Source organism: Microvirga arabica, assembly GCF_016811235.1.
GTDB lineage: Bacteria > Pseudomonadota > Alphaproteobacteria > Rhizobiales > Beijerinckiaceae > Microvirga > Microvirga arabica.
Genome location: NZ_JAFBID010000023.1, coordinates 13,842 through 27,670 on the forward strand (window position 1 = coordinate 13,842; position 13,829 = coordinate 27,670).

Here is a 13,829-nt window from a genome sequence, read left to right on the forward strand (position 1 = left end):
GGGGCACATGGCACATTTGATGTCTTATATTTTTCCTGCGCTCATGGCCTATGCCGCCCTGAGTGATCTCCTGACTATGAAGATCCCAAACTGGCTCACGGGTGGGCTTGCAGTCGTCTTTCCCGTCATAGCCCTTCTGGTCGGCATGGACATCTCAGCTCTGATCAACCACATCCTGGCAGGGATTGTCCTTCTGGCAGCAGGAGTGGCGATGTTTGTTCCTGGATGGATGGGGGCAGGGGATGCCAAACTGTTGGCCGGCATCGGACTATGGTTCGGATGGGGGACGGCGCTCATCGACTTTCTCCTCTTGACTGCCGTGGCCGGAGGCGGTTTGACGCTTGTCATCTTGGTCATACGGAGCATTCCGTTGCCCACGTTCGCCTTGTCCTGGGATTGGCTGCAGCGCCTGCATAACAAGAAAAAAGGGATTCCCTATGGAATTGCGTTGGCTGGGGCCGGGCTATTGGTTTATCCGACTTCGGGGATTGGGCATGCTCTGTTAAGTTTAGCGAACTAGAAGCTGCGTCAAAGGGGCCCGGTAGCAATCTCGGGAGGAGCGTTTCCCACTGAAATGCCAAAGCGCAGCTGCAGATCGCTCATCCCTATCCTGACCATGACTTAAGGGTGGTAGTCTCCTTCAATGACATCCCGTAGACCCAGTGCGGAGGTGCCGCGTTGTCTGGGTTACGACCGAGCTGCATGGCATCGTTGCTGTAGCTTCCGGTGCGCAAGGCCAACCAGAACGCAACCTACAGTGTGCTGACCTTTTGGCCTGCCCTCGATCGCGATCTGATGGCGGGCAATTTGGCGCCATAGAAAACTCGGGGCGGTGCGGCGCTGCGCTTCATCCCGCGGATCTTGGAAGCGTCGTTGAACGCTCTTGCTCTGTGCTACGAATCCCGAAGGCGCATTCGTGCAACACTCGTAAAGGATCGGCATTCAGCAAGGGTTTCTTGAGCAAGAGCGACAAGCGATTTGATGACAGACTTGCCCCGCTTTCGCTCAGCCGATACCACCACCTCGCGCTCTAAGCGGTTCTAGGCCAGTGCATCTTGTCCGCAATGATATGAGAGCGTGAGAGCTCGCCGACCGTCCAAACTAAGGAAGAGCCGAGCAGCTCAGTCTTCCTATGGGGTTCCGGATGAGGCTGGCGCACCGCCGCCATTACCGGCGGGGGCTTGGCCAGCGCCGGCGGCACCTGATCCAAGCTCGTACCGTCTGGTGGCACGGGCCAACCGCTCGCCGCTGAATGCGATGTCCTTGTTGCGAGCATGCGCTGGCCAGGGGTCGGTGACATGAGTGACAATGTTGGCTTGTACGGCCTCGCCGGCATTGAACGCGATGGTATCCTTCCGGTCCATGTACTCTGAGCAACCTGCCAGGGCTGGCCCAGCGAGCAGAATGCCGAGAAAAACCCGAGCTGTTAGTTGATACCTCGTCATGATCTGCGGACCTTGCTCAAATGCTGTCTTGACCACTCTGGCGTCACAAGCCGTGTCGCTGTCACGCTCGCATGATTCCCTATGGGAGAAAATATGGAAACGTTCTAGTTTTTGGCTCGAACCACAGTTGACGAAGCAGGGGGCTTTCCTGCCGCATATGCCGGTGCGACGCTGCCGGGCTGCGGCAGGACGTGCCCGAACGGGCCTTTCAGCCTCGTTCCGTTGGCTGTCACCCATTTCTGGGTTGCTGCGACGGCCGAAGGATCAATGGGCTGATCAACCTCAAGCTTGCCCGTGATGAAGAGGTCAGCGTCGTTGGCCGGCAACTTTTTATCAAGGGGCGTCGCGAGCAACTCGCCCGGCTTGGCCGGCTTCACAAGGTGTGGGGTCACGATCACCACGAGCTCGGTCTCGCGCGACTGAAACTCGGTGCTGCGGAAGAGAGCCCCGAGAACTGGCAACGATCCGAGCCATGGCAGCTGTTGGATGTTGCGGTCGGTCACGTTTTGGATCAGACCAGCGAGGGCAAAACTTTGTCCGTCCCGCAGTTCAACCTGTGTCGTGGCACGACGCACTGTGATACCAGGCACTGCAATTCCCCCTCCAGTGGGGACAGACAGGGTGCGATCAATGTCGCTCACCTCAGGCGTGAGAGTAATGTTGATCAGGCCATTCGACAACACAACTGGCAAGAAGTCGAGTTTGACGCCGAATTCTTTGTAATCAATCGTGATCGTCGGCGTGCCGCCGTCATCTGTTGTGCGTGCGATTGGAATCGGAATTTCGCCACCAGCATGGAACGATGCCCTGCCTCCGGATAAAGCCACTAAATTCGGCTCGGCGAGACGGCGAACAAGGCCCTTCGATTCCATTGCTTGGATCAGGATATCAAGACTTCTACTTCCATCAACCCAACTCGAGAGGACTTGCGCAAACGGAACACTGGATATGCCCACTCCGGTCGCAATGTTAGTCAGGCCAAGACCCCGCTTTGCAAGGAACTCAGTTTGAATCCCAAGTTCCCGGCCGGCAGTGCGGCTGACTTCTATGAAACGCACCTGCAGCATCACCTGCTGCGGCGACACAACTTTCGTCGCGTTGATCACGCCGCCAGGGGAGACGCTTCGGGCGATCTCAACCGCTCGATCCACCTCCTGGCTGTCGGCGGCCATTCCCTCTAAGATAACCTGTTCACCACTGCCACGAACTCTGATCCCGCTACCACCACCCGCACCGATCTTTTCCGCCACATTGGCGGCATCGGGGCCAACCTCAACGTCGACGACCCCGATGATTTGCTTTTGCTCGTTTAGGATCGAGACATTGGTCGTTCCGACCTTTTTACCCAGCACGTAAAGAGTCTGGTCGCTCAGCGGAATGACGTCGGCAATTTCAGTGGCTCCCACCAAGACATCCGTGAAGGGTTGCTCCATCCGAACAGTCTGGGATTTATTGATCGTCACCCGGGTTCGCACCAGTTTGGCGCCGCCCGGGGCTGCTTGGGCTCGTGCTTGCGCGTAGGCGGGGGCACTCCCGACCATTGGCTCGCAAACCATTCCGCCCACGGCCAGCGCAGTGACGACTGCTGGCAGAATTCGAGGTTTGGTTCTAGCCGCCATGTTGCCCCTCATAGATGGTTCGTAAAGTGCGGGTTAATCGCCGTTGCTACCGGCCGTTTTGGTGCACAACAAGATTAATCTGCATCCTTGGTTAAGAAGAATGCGGTTTTTGCCAGGCTCTGCGATGAAAATGTCACAACATGGTTTACCAGACGTTAAGTTGCTCAACGGAGCGTCCTTGGCAGCCGGCAGGAGGGCCGATGGGAGAACGGATCCTGTTGCGTGACGCCCCGCGTTCGAGGCTGGTTCCGGCGATTTGCTTGGCGGGAAAACGAGGATCTGGATACTTGCTGTCCTCCAAAGCGCTCTCGGCCTGCTAAACGAATAGCAGTCTGGCCATAGTGTAATAACTCATTGTTGCTTAGCTGAAGCTCGCTTGATCTGCAGAAAGCATCGGTCAGTAGGGGATGTCAGGCCAATCAAAGGGGGGGGTGCGGCAACGTGAGCACATTGCGCCTTGCCTCTCAAGAGTAGGGCGAAAACTGTTGAGAAATTAAGCACATACCTCTGTGGGAAATTAACCATAAGCATTGACCATCTCGCCGAGAAACGTACCTCTAAAGGGTAAGTGGTCTTAGGACTGTATTGACTCTGTTAAGACTTAAAGGTTCTTTGAAGGACATCAGATCCCTGTGGTCTGTGTTGAAGGGCTAGGGGTACTGGCCTCAAGGGGTAAATCGAAGATGACAAATCTTATGAAGCGTTTCGTTCGCAATGAAGACGGTGCGACGATGGTTGAGTACGGCCTGATGGTGGCGCTGATTGCTGTCGTGTGTATCGCTGCGGTGACCCTGGTTGGTACCGATGTTGCGGCGATGTTTAACCACGTCGCTAGCAAGATGACGGTGCCAGCGACTTAATCGTAAGGTCCCTCATATGACCCGCTAGGGCCGTCCTCTAGCGGGTCGTCTTGCAGGAAATAGGCGTCTCGGCTGATCAGAGGTGGTGCTTACGAAAGTCTTTATTCGTTGAGCACCTCTTCTCTCGTGGCGCCTTGTCAGATTAACCAAAGATGATTGACGCTACGTCTGTATTCCTGATGCGTAACTCAGGCGGCGAAACAAAGGCTTAAGGATGAAAGCTAGTTCCATAATCTCATTAGGTCTTGCAATCGTCCTCGGTGGAGGGGCCGCCTACCTGTCACGAGAATTTGTACAGTCAGGCGGCAGTAGTGCTGCAGCGGCTCTGCCGAGTGGCACGGCCGTTGTTGCAAGCCAGCCACTAGCGTTCGGCACGGCACTGACGCGAGACAACCTTCGTGAAATCCCATGGCCTTCGGAAAATATTCCAAACGGGGCTTTCCGCACAATTGATGAGTTTCTGAAAGATGGGCAACGTATTGCGCTGACTTCATTTCAGCCGGATGAGCCCATTCTCAGCCCAAAGGTAACAGGACCTAACCAACGTGCAACGCTCTCCACTCTGATTGAGGAGGGGATGCGGGCTGTGTCGGTACGCGTTGATGAGGTTCGTGGAGTTGCAGGCTTTATCCTTCCTGGTGATCGCGTTGATGTCGTTCTCATACGTGGGGACTCGGCAGATGTTCTTCTCCAGAATTCCAAGGTCCTGGCTATCGACCAGATGGTTGATGAGAGGACGCAGAAGCCAACAATTGCTAGAGCTGTCACGCTTGAGTTAAGTATGCAGCAGGCCCAAAAGGTAATCCTTGCAGAAGGGATTGGCCGGCTGTCGCTAGTCCTCAGGCAAGCAGGCGAAGCCGAGGCCTCACCGGCTCGCCGCGTCCTGGCTTCTGAGTTAGGTGTCAGTGAAGTTGTTGACAGCGTCCGAAAAGAAAAAGACGAAGAAATAGCAAAGCTCGAGGCGCGCTTGGCTGAGCAGACCGAAAAGGTCGCAGCCAAGGGGGAGCCCCAGCAGCTAGTCGTGCGGCAGCCGCTCGTAAATGTAATTCGAGATGCGACAAAGAGTGAGCAGTATACCGTCTATAGCGAGGCATCTAAGCGGCGGTAAGCTTGGCGTATACGGATGAGACCGCTTAATCTAGGTCGGGGCGGATGTTGGCAGCTGATCAAAAAATATGGTGGCCGCCTGCTTTCCATTTCAAGAGAGATCCCCCGTAGTCGGACCATCGGCTCAGGGCGAATGCGCTGATCTCAATAGCCTACTTTTCAGCGGAGCACTCGCGGAGACGCTTCTTCACATGGCCCGATTTTAAAACAGGTGCTAGGCTTTGTGCTAGCGAAGAAAAGATATTAGGTGGGGCGTGCAAATTATTGTTGTTTCTTCTAATCCCGGGGATGAGCGTGTCGCAACTCTGATTCGGTTGTTGCAGCACCTCGGACACTCGCCATTAGTTGTTGCAGGTTGGCATGAGGGGGCGCTTGGACAGAACCACTCTCGTAGCGCTAAGCTAATAGTTGTGACAAATACGAGCGGCGACGTAACAGTCGCCGAGGAAGCAATAGCCCATTTAGATGCTAGTCACAATGGCTCGTTCTTGATCTATGTTGCTGACACAATCAATCCTGAGATCTACAAGCGACTCATAAAGTCGGAACGGGGTGATTGGATCTCGTGGCAGGCACTTCCGCAAGAACTGTCAGATCTCGTCAGTAAGGTTATGAACCTGGCTGGCGAGGGTGAACTCGCTAAAGTTGTGAGTTTCTTCCCAAGCGCTGGAGGAGTTGGAAATACGACGTTAGCGGCCGAGGTGGGGTACTGGCTTGCATCAGAGAATAAGAAAGCTGGTCTAAAAGTCGCAGCGATTGACCTCAACTTTCAGGACAGCAGCCTCGCCGACCTTCTCGACCTCGAGCCACGACTCAACGTATCAGAACTAATCGACCGGCCCGAGCGGCTGGATGACCGCTTAATTGATATTTTTACCAGCCGTCACTCGCCAACTTTTGATGTATTCTCAGGCCCAACGCGATTTGACGGGCGCCAGAAAGCGTACTCAGCTGTCGTCTTTCCTTTACTCGACGCACTCAGCAAAAGGTACAACCTTGTGCTGATTGATCTCCCGCATCACTGGTCCCCATGGGTCGACAATGTCATCCAGGGATCCGACGGGATAGTCATTACTGGTGGGAACGCGGTGCCAGCAGTCAAGCAGCTGATCATGCGCATGAAGCACGTTGAAGCGCTTGAAGTCCCTCACGAGCAAATCAAAGTGGTCGTCAATAAGTGTGATGTCACATTCTTTGGGAAAATCCCAAGAAAAGCAGATATCGACCGTGTGCTGTCTCGCGGCAGCCCAATCTACGTGCCGCGCGATTCTGTGACTGCGAATGAAGCCGCGAACACCGGTCGACCGATGCTTGAGATTGCGCCGCGACGCTCGGTTTGCAAGAGCATTCGCGGGCTTGCGAACTGGGTGCAAACAGTGACAAGCCGACCTTCTGTGTCGGCCAACTAGCCTTAGTTTGGGGGAAGATGATGCGCTGGGGGATTTCCGATCGGTGGCGTACAGCCGAAGTCAAGGGCCAGGATTTGGTTGTCGCATTGACGCCCAAAGAGCCCGAGGTCAAGATTGAGAGCAAAGCTCCGGCTGAGCTCGCTCCACCTAAGCCCACTTTGATTGATGAGAAGGTAAAACTACACGGTCAGCTGATCGAAGAATTCAACCTCGCGCTCATCGACAAGGTCTCCCCGGAGGACCTCGCTCGCCAAGTTAAGCAGTTTGTGACAGAGTATGTCCAGCGGGAGCGTGTTGCTCTTAACCAAAAGGAGTTGGAGGGGTTCGCGGACGAGGTTCTCGACGAGATGATTGGTCTCGGTCCCCTTGAGCCTCTTCTCAAGGATGCCACTGTCAGTGATATTCTCGTCAACGGACACATGGCTGTATTTGTCGAGCGTTTCGGGCAGCTGGAGCCGACCCCTGTTCGCTTCAAAGATGAGGCGCATCTTCTGAGAATTGTGAACAAGATGGTTGCCACGATCGGCAGGCGCGTCGACGAAGCATCTCCTATGGTCGATGCACGCCTTGCCGATGGGTCGCGTGTGAACGTCGCTGTCAGGCCCGTTGCTGTTGATGGCCCGCTGGTATCGATCCGCAAGTTCTCAAAACGCCCGTTTTCACTTGATCGCTTGGTTGAGATCGGTGCGCTTCGCCCCGCAATCGCCGAGGTTCTAACGGCTGCGGTGCGCTGCCGAATGTCAATCGTTGTTTCCGGCGGAACAGGCTCGGGTAAGACGACGATGCTTAATGCGCTGTCATCGTTTATATCACCGAAAGAGCGCTTGATCACCATCGAAGATGCTGCCGAGCTACAGCTGCAGCAACCCCACGTTGCCCGTATGGAAACGCGCCCCCCCAACGTTGAAGGAAAGGGTGAAATCCGGCAACGAGAACTTGTCAAGAATGCGCTGCGTATGCGTCCCGACCGGGTCATTATGGGCGAGTGCCGCGGCGAGGAGGCATTCGACATGTTGCAGGCGATGAACACAGGCCATGAGGGCTCGATGACAACGATTCACGCCAACAACCCCCGGGACGCCATCAAGCGCCTTGAGCAGATGGTCGGTATGGCCTCCATGCCGATGTCGATGGCGGCAATCCGAGGACAGATTGCATCGGCCATTCAGATAATTGTCCAGCTGCAACGCTTGAGCGATGGTAAGCGGCGCTTGACGAGTGTCTCCGAGATCACCGGCATGGAAGGCGAAGTCATCCAAATGCAGGAAATCTTCAGGTTTGTAAGAGAGGGGATGGACGAAAACAATAACATCATTGGCTCCTTTAGGGCGACTGGAGTTCGACCGAAGTTCGCTCAGGAGCTAAAGGCGCACGGGATTGAATTGCCAGGTCATCTCTTCGATCCAACAGCTGCAATCTGAGATCTATCATGAATGAGCAATGGACATTCTATCTCCTGATCTTCGGAGCAGTCTTTCTTGCGTTCCAGGGACTGCGGGGGGTTTATGTCGAGCGGCGCGGTGCCCGCCGTGCCGCTGCACGGTTCGCCACAATCGATGACCATTTTGCGAAAAATCGTGAGGAAGTGGAGCTTCTCAAGAAGCGAAACGTTCTTGCTGGTCGCCATGGGATCTTAGGGCGGCTAAATCAGCTGTATGTTCAGTCCGGCTCGAACTTTAGTGTTTTTGGGCTGATCCTGACTTACACGATCCTGTTTGGCGCCATTTTCCTGGTCACATGGATGCTCAAAATACCTCTGGGCTTTGCAATCAGTAGCATCGTGCCGGCCATTGTGCTCCTACTAGTCCTTACAATAAAACGATCGCGGCGCATCGCGACCTTCGGAGAGCAGTTGCCTGACGTCATTGACATTGTTGTCCGAAGTCTCAAGGCAGGACATCCTTTACCTGTAGCAATATCTTTGGTCGGGAGAGAGGTGCCCGCTCCAGCCGGACCTGAATTTATGGTTGTCTTTGAGGAGATCAGCTACGGCAAGGAGCTTCGGGGCGCTTTGGATGGGCTTTACGACAGAGTCGGGCACCAAGATCTGCGCTTTCTAAGTACTTCTATCGCAATAGCGCATCAGACCGGAGGAAACTTGGGCGAGATCCTCGCGCGCCTGTCCAAACTCATCCGCGAGCGCTTCCGGATGAAACGTAAAATCAAGGCTTTGTCCGCAGAGGGACGCGCCGGCGGTTATGTGCTGACTGTTGTGCCGTTTGTAATTTTCGGAGCAGTCGCTGGGATCAACCCGGGCTATTACGGTGAGTATTGGGGGCACCCAACTCAGAACATGATGCTGGGTATTGCGATTGCGCTGCTCGCGATTGGAAATTTTGTCATCTACAAGCTCGTGAACTTCAAAGTGTAGAAAGCTGATGATACCCCCCAATCTGTCAATCTGGATTGTACCCGTCCTTGCTTTCGCATCGGTTGCACTCTTAGCAGTCTTCTTTGTGACAGCAGTATTCGACCGGCGAAAAGTCCGGGAACGCTATGCTGGAGCCGCATCCATCAGCGCAGGCGCTTCGGCGGGTACGCCTCAGGCAGATCCCGGGGCTCGCGTCAGAGTGGATGCAAAGAAGCTAGGGGTTGACTTCGGTGCGCAGAAGGAGCTTCGGGCAGCGCTGGTCCGTGCTGGATATTTCGGCCCACATGCCGTCACCATTTATAATGTCATTCGAGCTGTGATGGTGATCTCAGTCCCGGCCGTGGTTTTCCTGTTCATTCAGGCCCGGTTGGGACATTGGAGCGGATTGCTCAAATTCTCCGCCGTCGCAGGAGCTGTCATCATATCCTACTATATAGGACAAGGGTATCTCGACCGCCGTCGTGGCGCTCTAGAGGCGGAATACCGCCTCTTTTTCCCAGACTTTCTTGATATGTTGGTTGTTTGTGTTGACGCTGGTCTCAGCTTGGAGGCCGCTTTGGAGCGGGTCGGGTCGGAGCTCGGTCCGGGCAGTCACAAGGCTTTTCGCGTGAATCTACAACTCATGTTGGCTGAAACACGCGCAGGTAAGTCGACGATCGATGCATTGAAGGCATTTTCAGAACGCCTCGGATTAAGCGAGGCAAGTTCGCTGACAACACTGTTGCAGCAATCATTGGAACTTGGTACTGATGTTTCGGCCTCACTGTCGACCTTTAGCGAGGAAATGCGGGACAAACGCATGTCTAGGGCTGAGCAGAAGGCTTTCGCCCTCCCTGTCAAAATAACGGTGCCGCTTGCGCTTTTCATCCTTCCGACGATTTTTATCGCAATCATGACACCTGCGGTGATTAAGATATCGACAACACTGCTCGATTGAGGCAAAATCACGACCACTGGTGGAGACCCCCGTGCGTAAGCATCTTTTCAAAGCCCTTCCGCTCGCCATTTTGCTGGCGGGCTGTCAGTCCATTACAGGCTCCACAAGTGAAGGAATGATGCCTTCGAGTGAAGCATTCGTTTCGAGCAATGATCCGGCGTATCTTGGGCGTGAGCATTTTGCACGCGGCGACTATGCACTGGCTGAGCAGCACTTCCGCAAGGCGGTGGAACAGCAGCCATCAGACGGACCGTCTTGGGTCGGCTTGGCGGCCAGCTACGATCGGCTCGGTCGGTTTGATCTCGCTGACCGCGCCTACGACAAAGCCACACAGCTTTCAGGGCAGTCCTTCGAGATTTTGAACAATCGCGGTTTCTCATATCTGTTACGGGGTGATTCACGACAGGCCGCCGTGATGTTCAGTCGAGCCAAGGGTCAGCGTCCGAACGATCCTGTGGTCTCCAACAACCTACGCCTTCTTCGAACAGGGCAGGATCGGGGCTAGCTGTCTAGGGATTGAAGCGGATCTCCACGAGGAGGTGCTCTGGGGCGGCTCTCTCAGGTCCGGATTAGTTAAGATGTAGCTTCCGACCGTGAAGGGCTGAGTTGATGGTCTCCCGCAACATCCGACGCGCATGTCCAAAGGCGCACGGTTGCAAACACCGAGGGTCGGTCTATGAAGCTTTGGAGACCGCTTTGCTATATTGTCTTTGCAACAATCTCTATGTGTCTACAGGAAGGCGCATACGGAAAGGATGTGACTAGCCTGACACCGTTTGTTGGCGAGACCGCTCGTGAGTTCGAAGCTCGCAAACAGGGTCAGCGCAGTGCATCGGGTGCTCGCCAAGTTGGACTTAGCGTGCAGGCGGACTCGAGTGGGCACTTTTTTGTAGAGCTGACGCTTGAGGGCAGGCAAGTTCGGATGCTGGTAGATACTGGGGCGAGTGTCGTGACCCTCTCCTACGAGGACGCTCAGGCCTTAGTGCCCCGGATAAGCAAGAAAGACTTCACGCATAAAGTGCAGACCGCGAACGGGATTGTTGAAGCCGCACCAGTTCAGATTGCCACGATCCAGGTTGGAGATATCGTCGTCCGCGAAGTAGAGGCTCTCATCTTGCCGCCGGGTCGACTTAGGATAAGCCTTCTAGGGATGACGTTCCTGAAGAGGCTTAGTGCTTTTGAGATTTCTGGCGGCAAGCTGGTCTTGCGTCAGTAATCTGCTTCAAAAAGCGCAGATGCTGGTAGATCGCGGCCCGCTAGGTGGCCCAGACGCAATGTCGCCTCAACCGAGTTCTGTACCCTGCAGCGTCAGGAGGAAGAGCAGATGTCATACTCTTCCATGACACTGGAGCCTGTACGCGAGGGGCCAGAAAGAACCGCTCCAGCCATCCAAGTGTGCCTTCAAAGCGTTGGTAAGAATCCGCTTTGCCCAACATCTGCTGTCTAAACTCTTGCTGGGAACGTGCATACGCTAATCACAATCAATCGGTTTGGGACAATCGTTTAGAGCACAACCGGTAGGAGATCAATGCAATAGCAGTCCAACATAGGGATTGAAATGTATAACAAAGAAATATTGAGAGGGTAATCGCAAGAATGAAGGTCTAAAAATTCAGCTACGGGGATTCGTTGGTCTTACTTAACTGTTCAGGGCTTTGATCGAAGCCCTGTTGGGACTGCATTGACCGAGAATTGGTCGTTCACGATGGCCATAGCTAAACACCGTCATTAAAGAATTCAATACAGAGCTCGTGGCGTGATGTATCAAGGGCAGCTCCTTTCATCAGAGATGCGACTGACGCGAGCACCCATTCTATCTAATGTTCTTCTGCCGTTCACCCCTTATATCAGGTTGTGACTCAGTTTACCGGACCACAATGTGAAGCTGGTATATCAGCCTGAGATCTACCTTGTTGATCATGAGAGCGTTAGCCACGATTTCCTGAGTGAAGCCGAACAGCCCTCAACCTGTTCGACAGCGCTACCGCAGTGCCTGAGAGATGACTATCTATTATAGAAAGGTTAGTTACCTTTGCCTTTCTTGAAAACCAAACTATTGCATGCAGCATGATCGACCAATTACAGTCTCTCATCACAGTCGCACCCAGCAAGGCAGAGCAGCCCAGAGGTGTGTCAGCATCATAGGTGAATCGTGAGCATCGCTGCAAGAGAACTCGACCTTAAGGGGGAAGCAACCAGTCCAGTCAAGCGGAGGTTGTTTTCAACCCGCAGCAGCTATGTTCTCGCTTTTTGTACCGCTGTAATTCTCTACATAGTCGCGCAGCGCACGGCAATGAAGGATGTCATCTTGTACTTGGGCGTCAAGGATACAGATGATGCAATGCGTCTGCTAAATGTACGTGCTTTGCTCGCGGGTCAGGCATGGTACGATATGACGCAATATCGTATTCTTCCTCCAGAGGGTATATCGCTGCACTGGTCGCGCTATCTTGACGCTCCTCTGGCCGGTCTTCTCTTGGGCCTTACTACGGTTATGAGCCCTGCTCTGGCAGAGCGGACTCTTGCTGTACTCTGGCCATTCGGTCTGTTCGTCATTTACCTAGTATTGATTGGAGCGACAGCGCGGCGTTTATTTGGGTTGCCAGCCGCTTGTTACGCAATTTTAGCAGCCGGATTAGCCTCATCGATAAACTGGTTTGGAGCTGGGCGGGTTGACCACCACAATGTACAGATTCTGGCGATGCTTGCGATTGTATCTTCGCTGGCTATTGATGGGCGCCCGTACATCTTAGGGGGAATAGCCGGCACTGTCGCTGCGCTATCTCTCGCGGTAGGGCTTGAGGCCGTTCCTCTAATTATTGGTATAGGCCTGGCTCTGACCCTCAAATACATCGTCGGTGTGCCGAAAGCGAGAGAGCAGCTTGCCGCCTTCGGCTTATCCCTTGGCATCGTTACGCCAATTCTATTCGTCGGCCAGACCTCGCCCTCACTCTGGCTGGTGCCAACCTGTGACTCTCTGTCAGTGCCGTGGCTTGCGCTCTCAACTGCCGCAGCTGTCACATGTATGCTCTTGAGTGCGGTAGGCCGCGTCCTTCGCACGTGGCTGCATCGGGCTGTCTTGGTGTCCCTGACGAGTCTCGTGGTCTGCTTGCTCCTTTATCCTTCCCTACAGGATTGCATTGCAGGCCCTTATGCGTCTCTTCCCGAGAGCCAAAAAGAGGTTATCGGTAACATTACTGAGGCACTTCCATTCTACCATGTCCTTGCCACAGCACCGAGCGTTGCACTTGCAATCATTGCGCCTCTCGCCGTAGCTGCACTGATAATAACGATGCGTCTCTCGCGCCGAGACTTGAGGGCAGGCGGGCCAAACGACAGCTGGGCGCTCACAAAACTTTCGGTTGCCCTCTGGCTCGGCATTATGCTCGCGCAAGTACAGATCCGCGCTTCCATCATAGGGTGGGCTGTCTTTCCTGTAGCCGCTGGCTATATCGTCTCTGTACTCGTACAACGCTCAGGGATCCATCTGAGCTTTTCTGAGGTTGCCAAGAAACTCGGCCTAGGAACACTTTTGCTTTCGCAAACCTGGATCTTGATCGGCCTGCTCGTATCCTCTTCGAGCAAGGTAGGAGCCATCGACGCGGGTTGTCTGCACCCGTCCCAGATTTCTGCATTGAATGCATTGCCTCCGGCACGCGTGCTCGCGCCGCTCGATTTCGGCCCGCATATCTTGTTGCACACCCACCATGTCGTTTTTAGCGCCCCATACCATCGCAGTGCTCCTGCAGTGATCAATGGTGTTGCGCCATTCGCCCGTGACGAGACAGTGATGCTCGATGTCGTGAGGCAGTACCGTCCTGATTATATTATTGTTTGCCACGATCTAAACTACGGGGCTGAGGATAGTGTTGGAACAAGGCTAGCTCGTGGAGAAAGTAGGTTTTGGACAGAAAGGGTGGAGATTGCACAAACATCTTTGGTTGTCTGGCGTGTGATACCTGAAAGAGTGGGGAGGTTCTTTAAAGCAGCCTCTCCAGTCGAGTAGCTCTGTGCAAACTTGATCAAGAAGCTTCTGAAAGGACTGCGTCCGGATATGCAGTAAAGATTCTCAAGCGCCTTT

The 13,829-nt window shown here is 54.3% G+C and carries 12 protein-coding genes; 10 read left to right on the forward strand and 2 right to left on the reverse strand.

Features of this window, described 5'->3' with window-relative positions; translation table 11 throughout:
* Positions 1-7: 7 nt before the first annotated feature.
* Entirely contained in the window at positions 8-520 is a 513-nt protein-coding gene (locus tag JQC81_RS13680) for an A24 family peptidase (protein ID WP_203272365.1), read from the forward strand.
* Positions 521-1,130: 610 nt separating this feature from the next.
* On the opposite strand, the gene JQC81_RS13685 is transcribed toward JQC81_RS13680, so the two are convergent.
* Together JQC81_RS13685 and JQC81_RS13690 are read right to left on the reverse strand one after the other, a co-directional pair.
* The gene (locus JQC81_RS13685; RefSeq protein WP_203272366.1) at positions 1,131-1,364 is read right to left on the reverse strand and encodes a hypothetical protein; all 234 of its coding nucleotides are present in this window, start codon (positions 1,362-1,364) and stop codon (positions 1,131-1,133) included.
* Between the two features lie 185 nt (positions 1,365-1,549).
* Positions 1,550-3,064 carry a type II and III secretion system protein family protein gene (locus JQC81_RS13690; RefSeq protein WP_203272367.1) on the reverse strand — a complete coding sequence of 505 codons (1,515 nt, stop codon included), beginning with the start codon at positions 3,062-3,064 and terminating at the stop codon, positions 1,550-1,552.
* A 695-nt stretch (positions 3,065-3,759) separates the two neighbouring features.
* Here JQC81_RS13690 and JQC81_RS13695 point away from each other — a divergent pair.
* The 9 genes from JQC81_RS13695 (at position 3,760) to JQC81_RS13735 (ending at position 13,754) form a co-directional block, all read left to right on the forward strand.
* The gene (locus JQC81_RS13695) at positions 3,760-3,924 is read left to right on the forward strand and encodes a Flp family type IVb pilin (RefSeq protein ID WP_376772405.1); all 165 of its coding nucleotides are present in this window, start codon (positions 3,760-3,762) and stop codon (positions 3,922-3,924) included.
* Positions 3,925-4,138: 214 nt separating this feature from the next.
* The gene (gene cpaB, locus JQC81_RS13700; protein ID WP_203272369.1) at positions 4,139-5,032 is read left to right on the forward strand and encodes a Flp pilus assembly protein CpaB; all 894 of its coding nucleotides are present in this window, start codon (positions 4,139-4,141) and stop codon (positions 5,030-5,032) included.
* 253 nt (positions 5,033-5,285) lie between these two features.
* Positions 5,286-6,440 carry a CpaE/TadZ family protein gene (locus tag JQC81_RS13705; protein WP_203272370.1) on the forward strand — a complete coding sequence of 385 codons (1,155 nt, stop codon included), beginning with the start codon at positions 5,286-5,288 and terminating at the stop codon, positions 6,438-6,440.
* A 20-nt stretch (positions 6,441-6,460) separates the two neighbouring features.
* Positions 6,461-7,861, forward strand: a complete 1,401-nt coding sequence (locus tag JQC81_RS13710) for a TadA family conjugal transfer-associated ATPase (protein WP_203272371.1) — start codon at positions 6,461-6,463, stop codon at positions 7,859-7,861.
* 8 nt (positions 7,862-7,869) lie between these two features.
* On the forward strand, positions 7,870-8,811 hold the full coding sequence (locus JQC81_RS13715; RefSeq protein WP_203272372.1) for a type II secretion system F family protein: 942 nt from the start codon (positions 7,870-7,872) through the stop codon (positions 8,809-8,811).
* An 85-nt stretch (positions 8,812-8,896) separates the two neighbouring features.
* Positions 8,897-9,748: a type II secretion system F family protein gene (locus JQC81_RS34125; RefSeq protein WP_203272373.1), complete on the forward strand. Its 852-nt coding sequence runs from the start codon at positions 8,897-8,899 to the stop codon at positions 9,746-9,748.
* A 31-nt stretch (positions 9,749-9,779) separates the two neighbouring features.
* Entirely contained in the window at positions 9,780-10,253 is a 474-nt protein-coding gene (locus JQC81_RS13725) for a tetratricopeptide repeat protein (protein WP_312887512.1), read from the forward strand.
* 219 nt (positions 10,254-10,472) lie between these two features.
* A complete protein-coding gene (locus JQC81_RS13730; RefSeq protein ID WP_246520417.1) occupies positions 10,473-10,964 on the forward strand; it encodes a retropepsin-like aspartic protease family protein in 492 nt (163 codons plus the stop codon).
* A 936-nt stretch (positions 10,965-11,900) separates the two neighbouring features.
* Positions 11,901-13,754: a hypothetical protein gene (locus JQC81_RS13735; protein WP_203272375.1), complete on the forward strand. Its 1,854-nt coding sequence runs from the start codon at positions 11,901-11,903 to the stop codon at positions 13,752-13,754.
* Positions 13,755-13,829 lie beyond the last annotated feature (75 nt).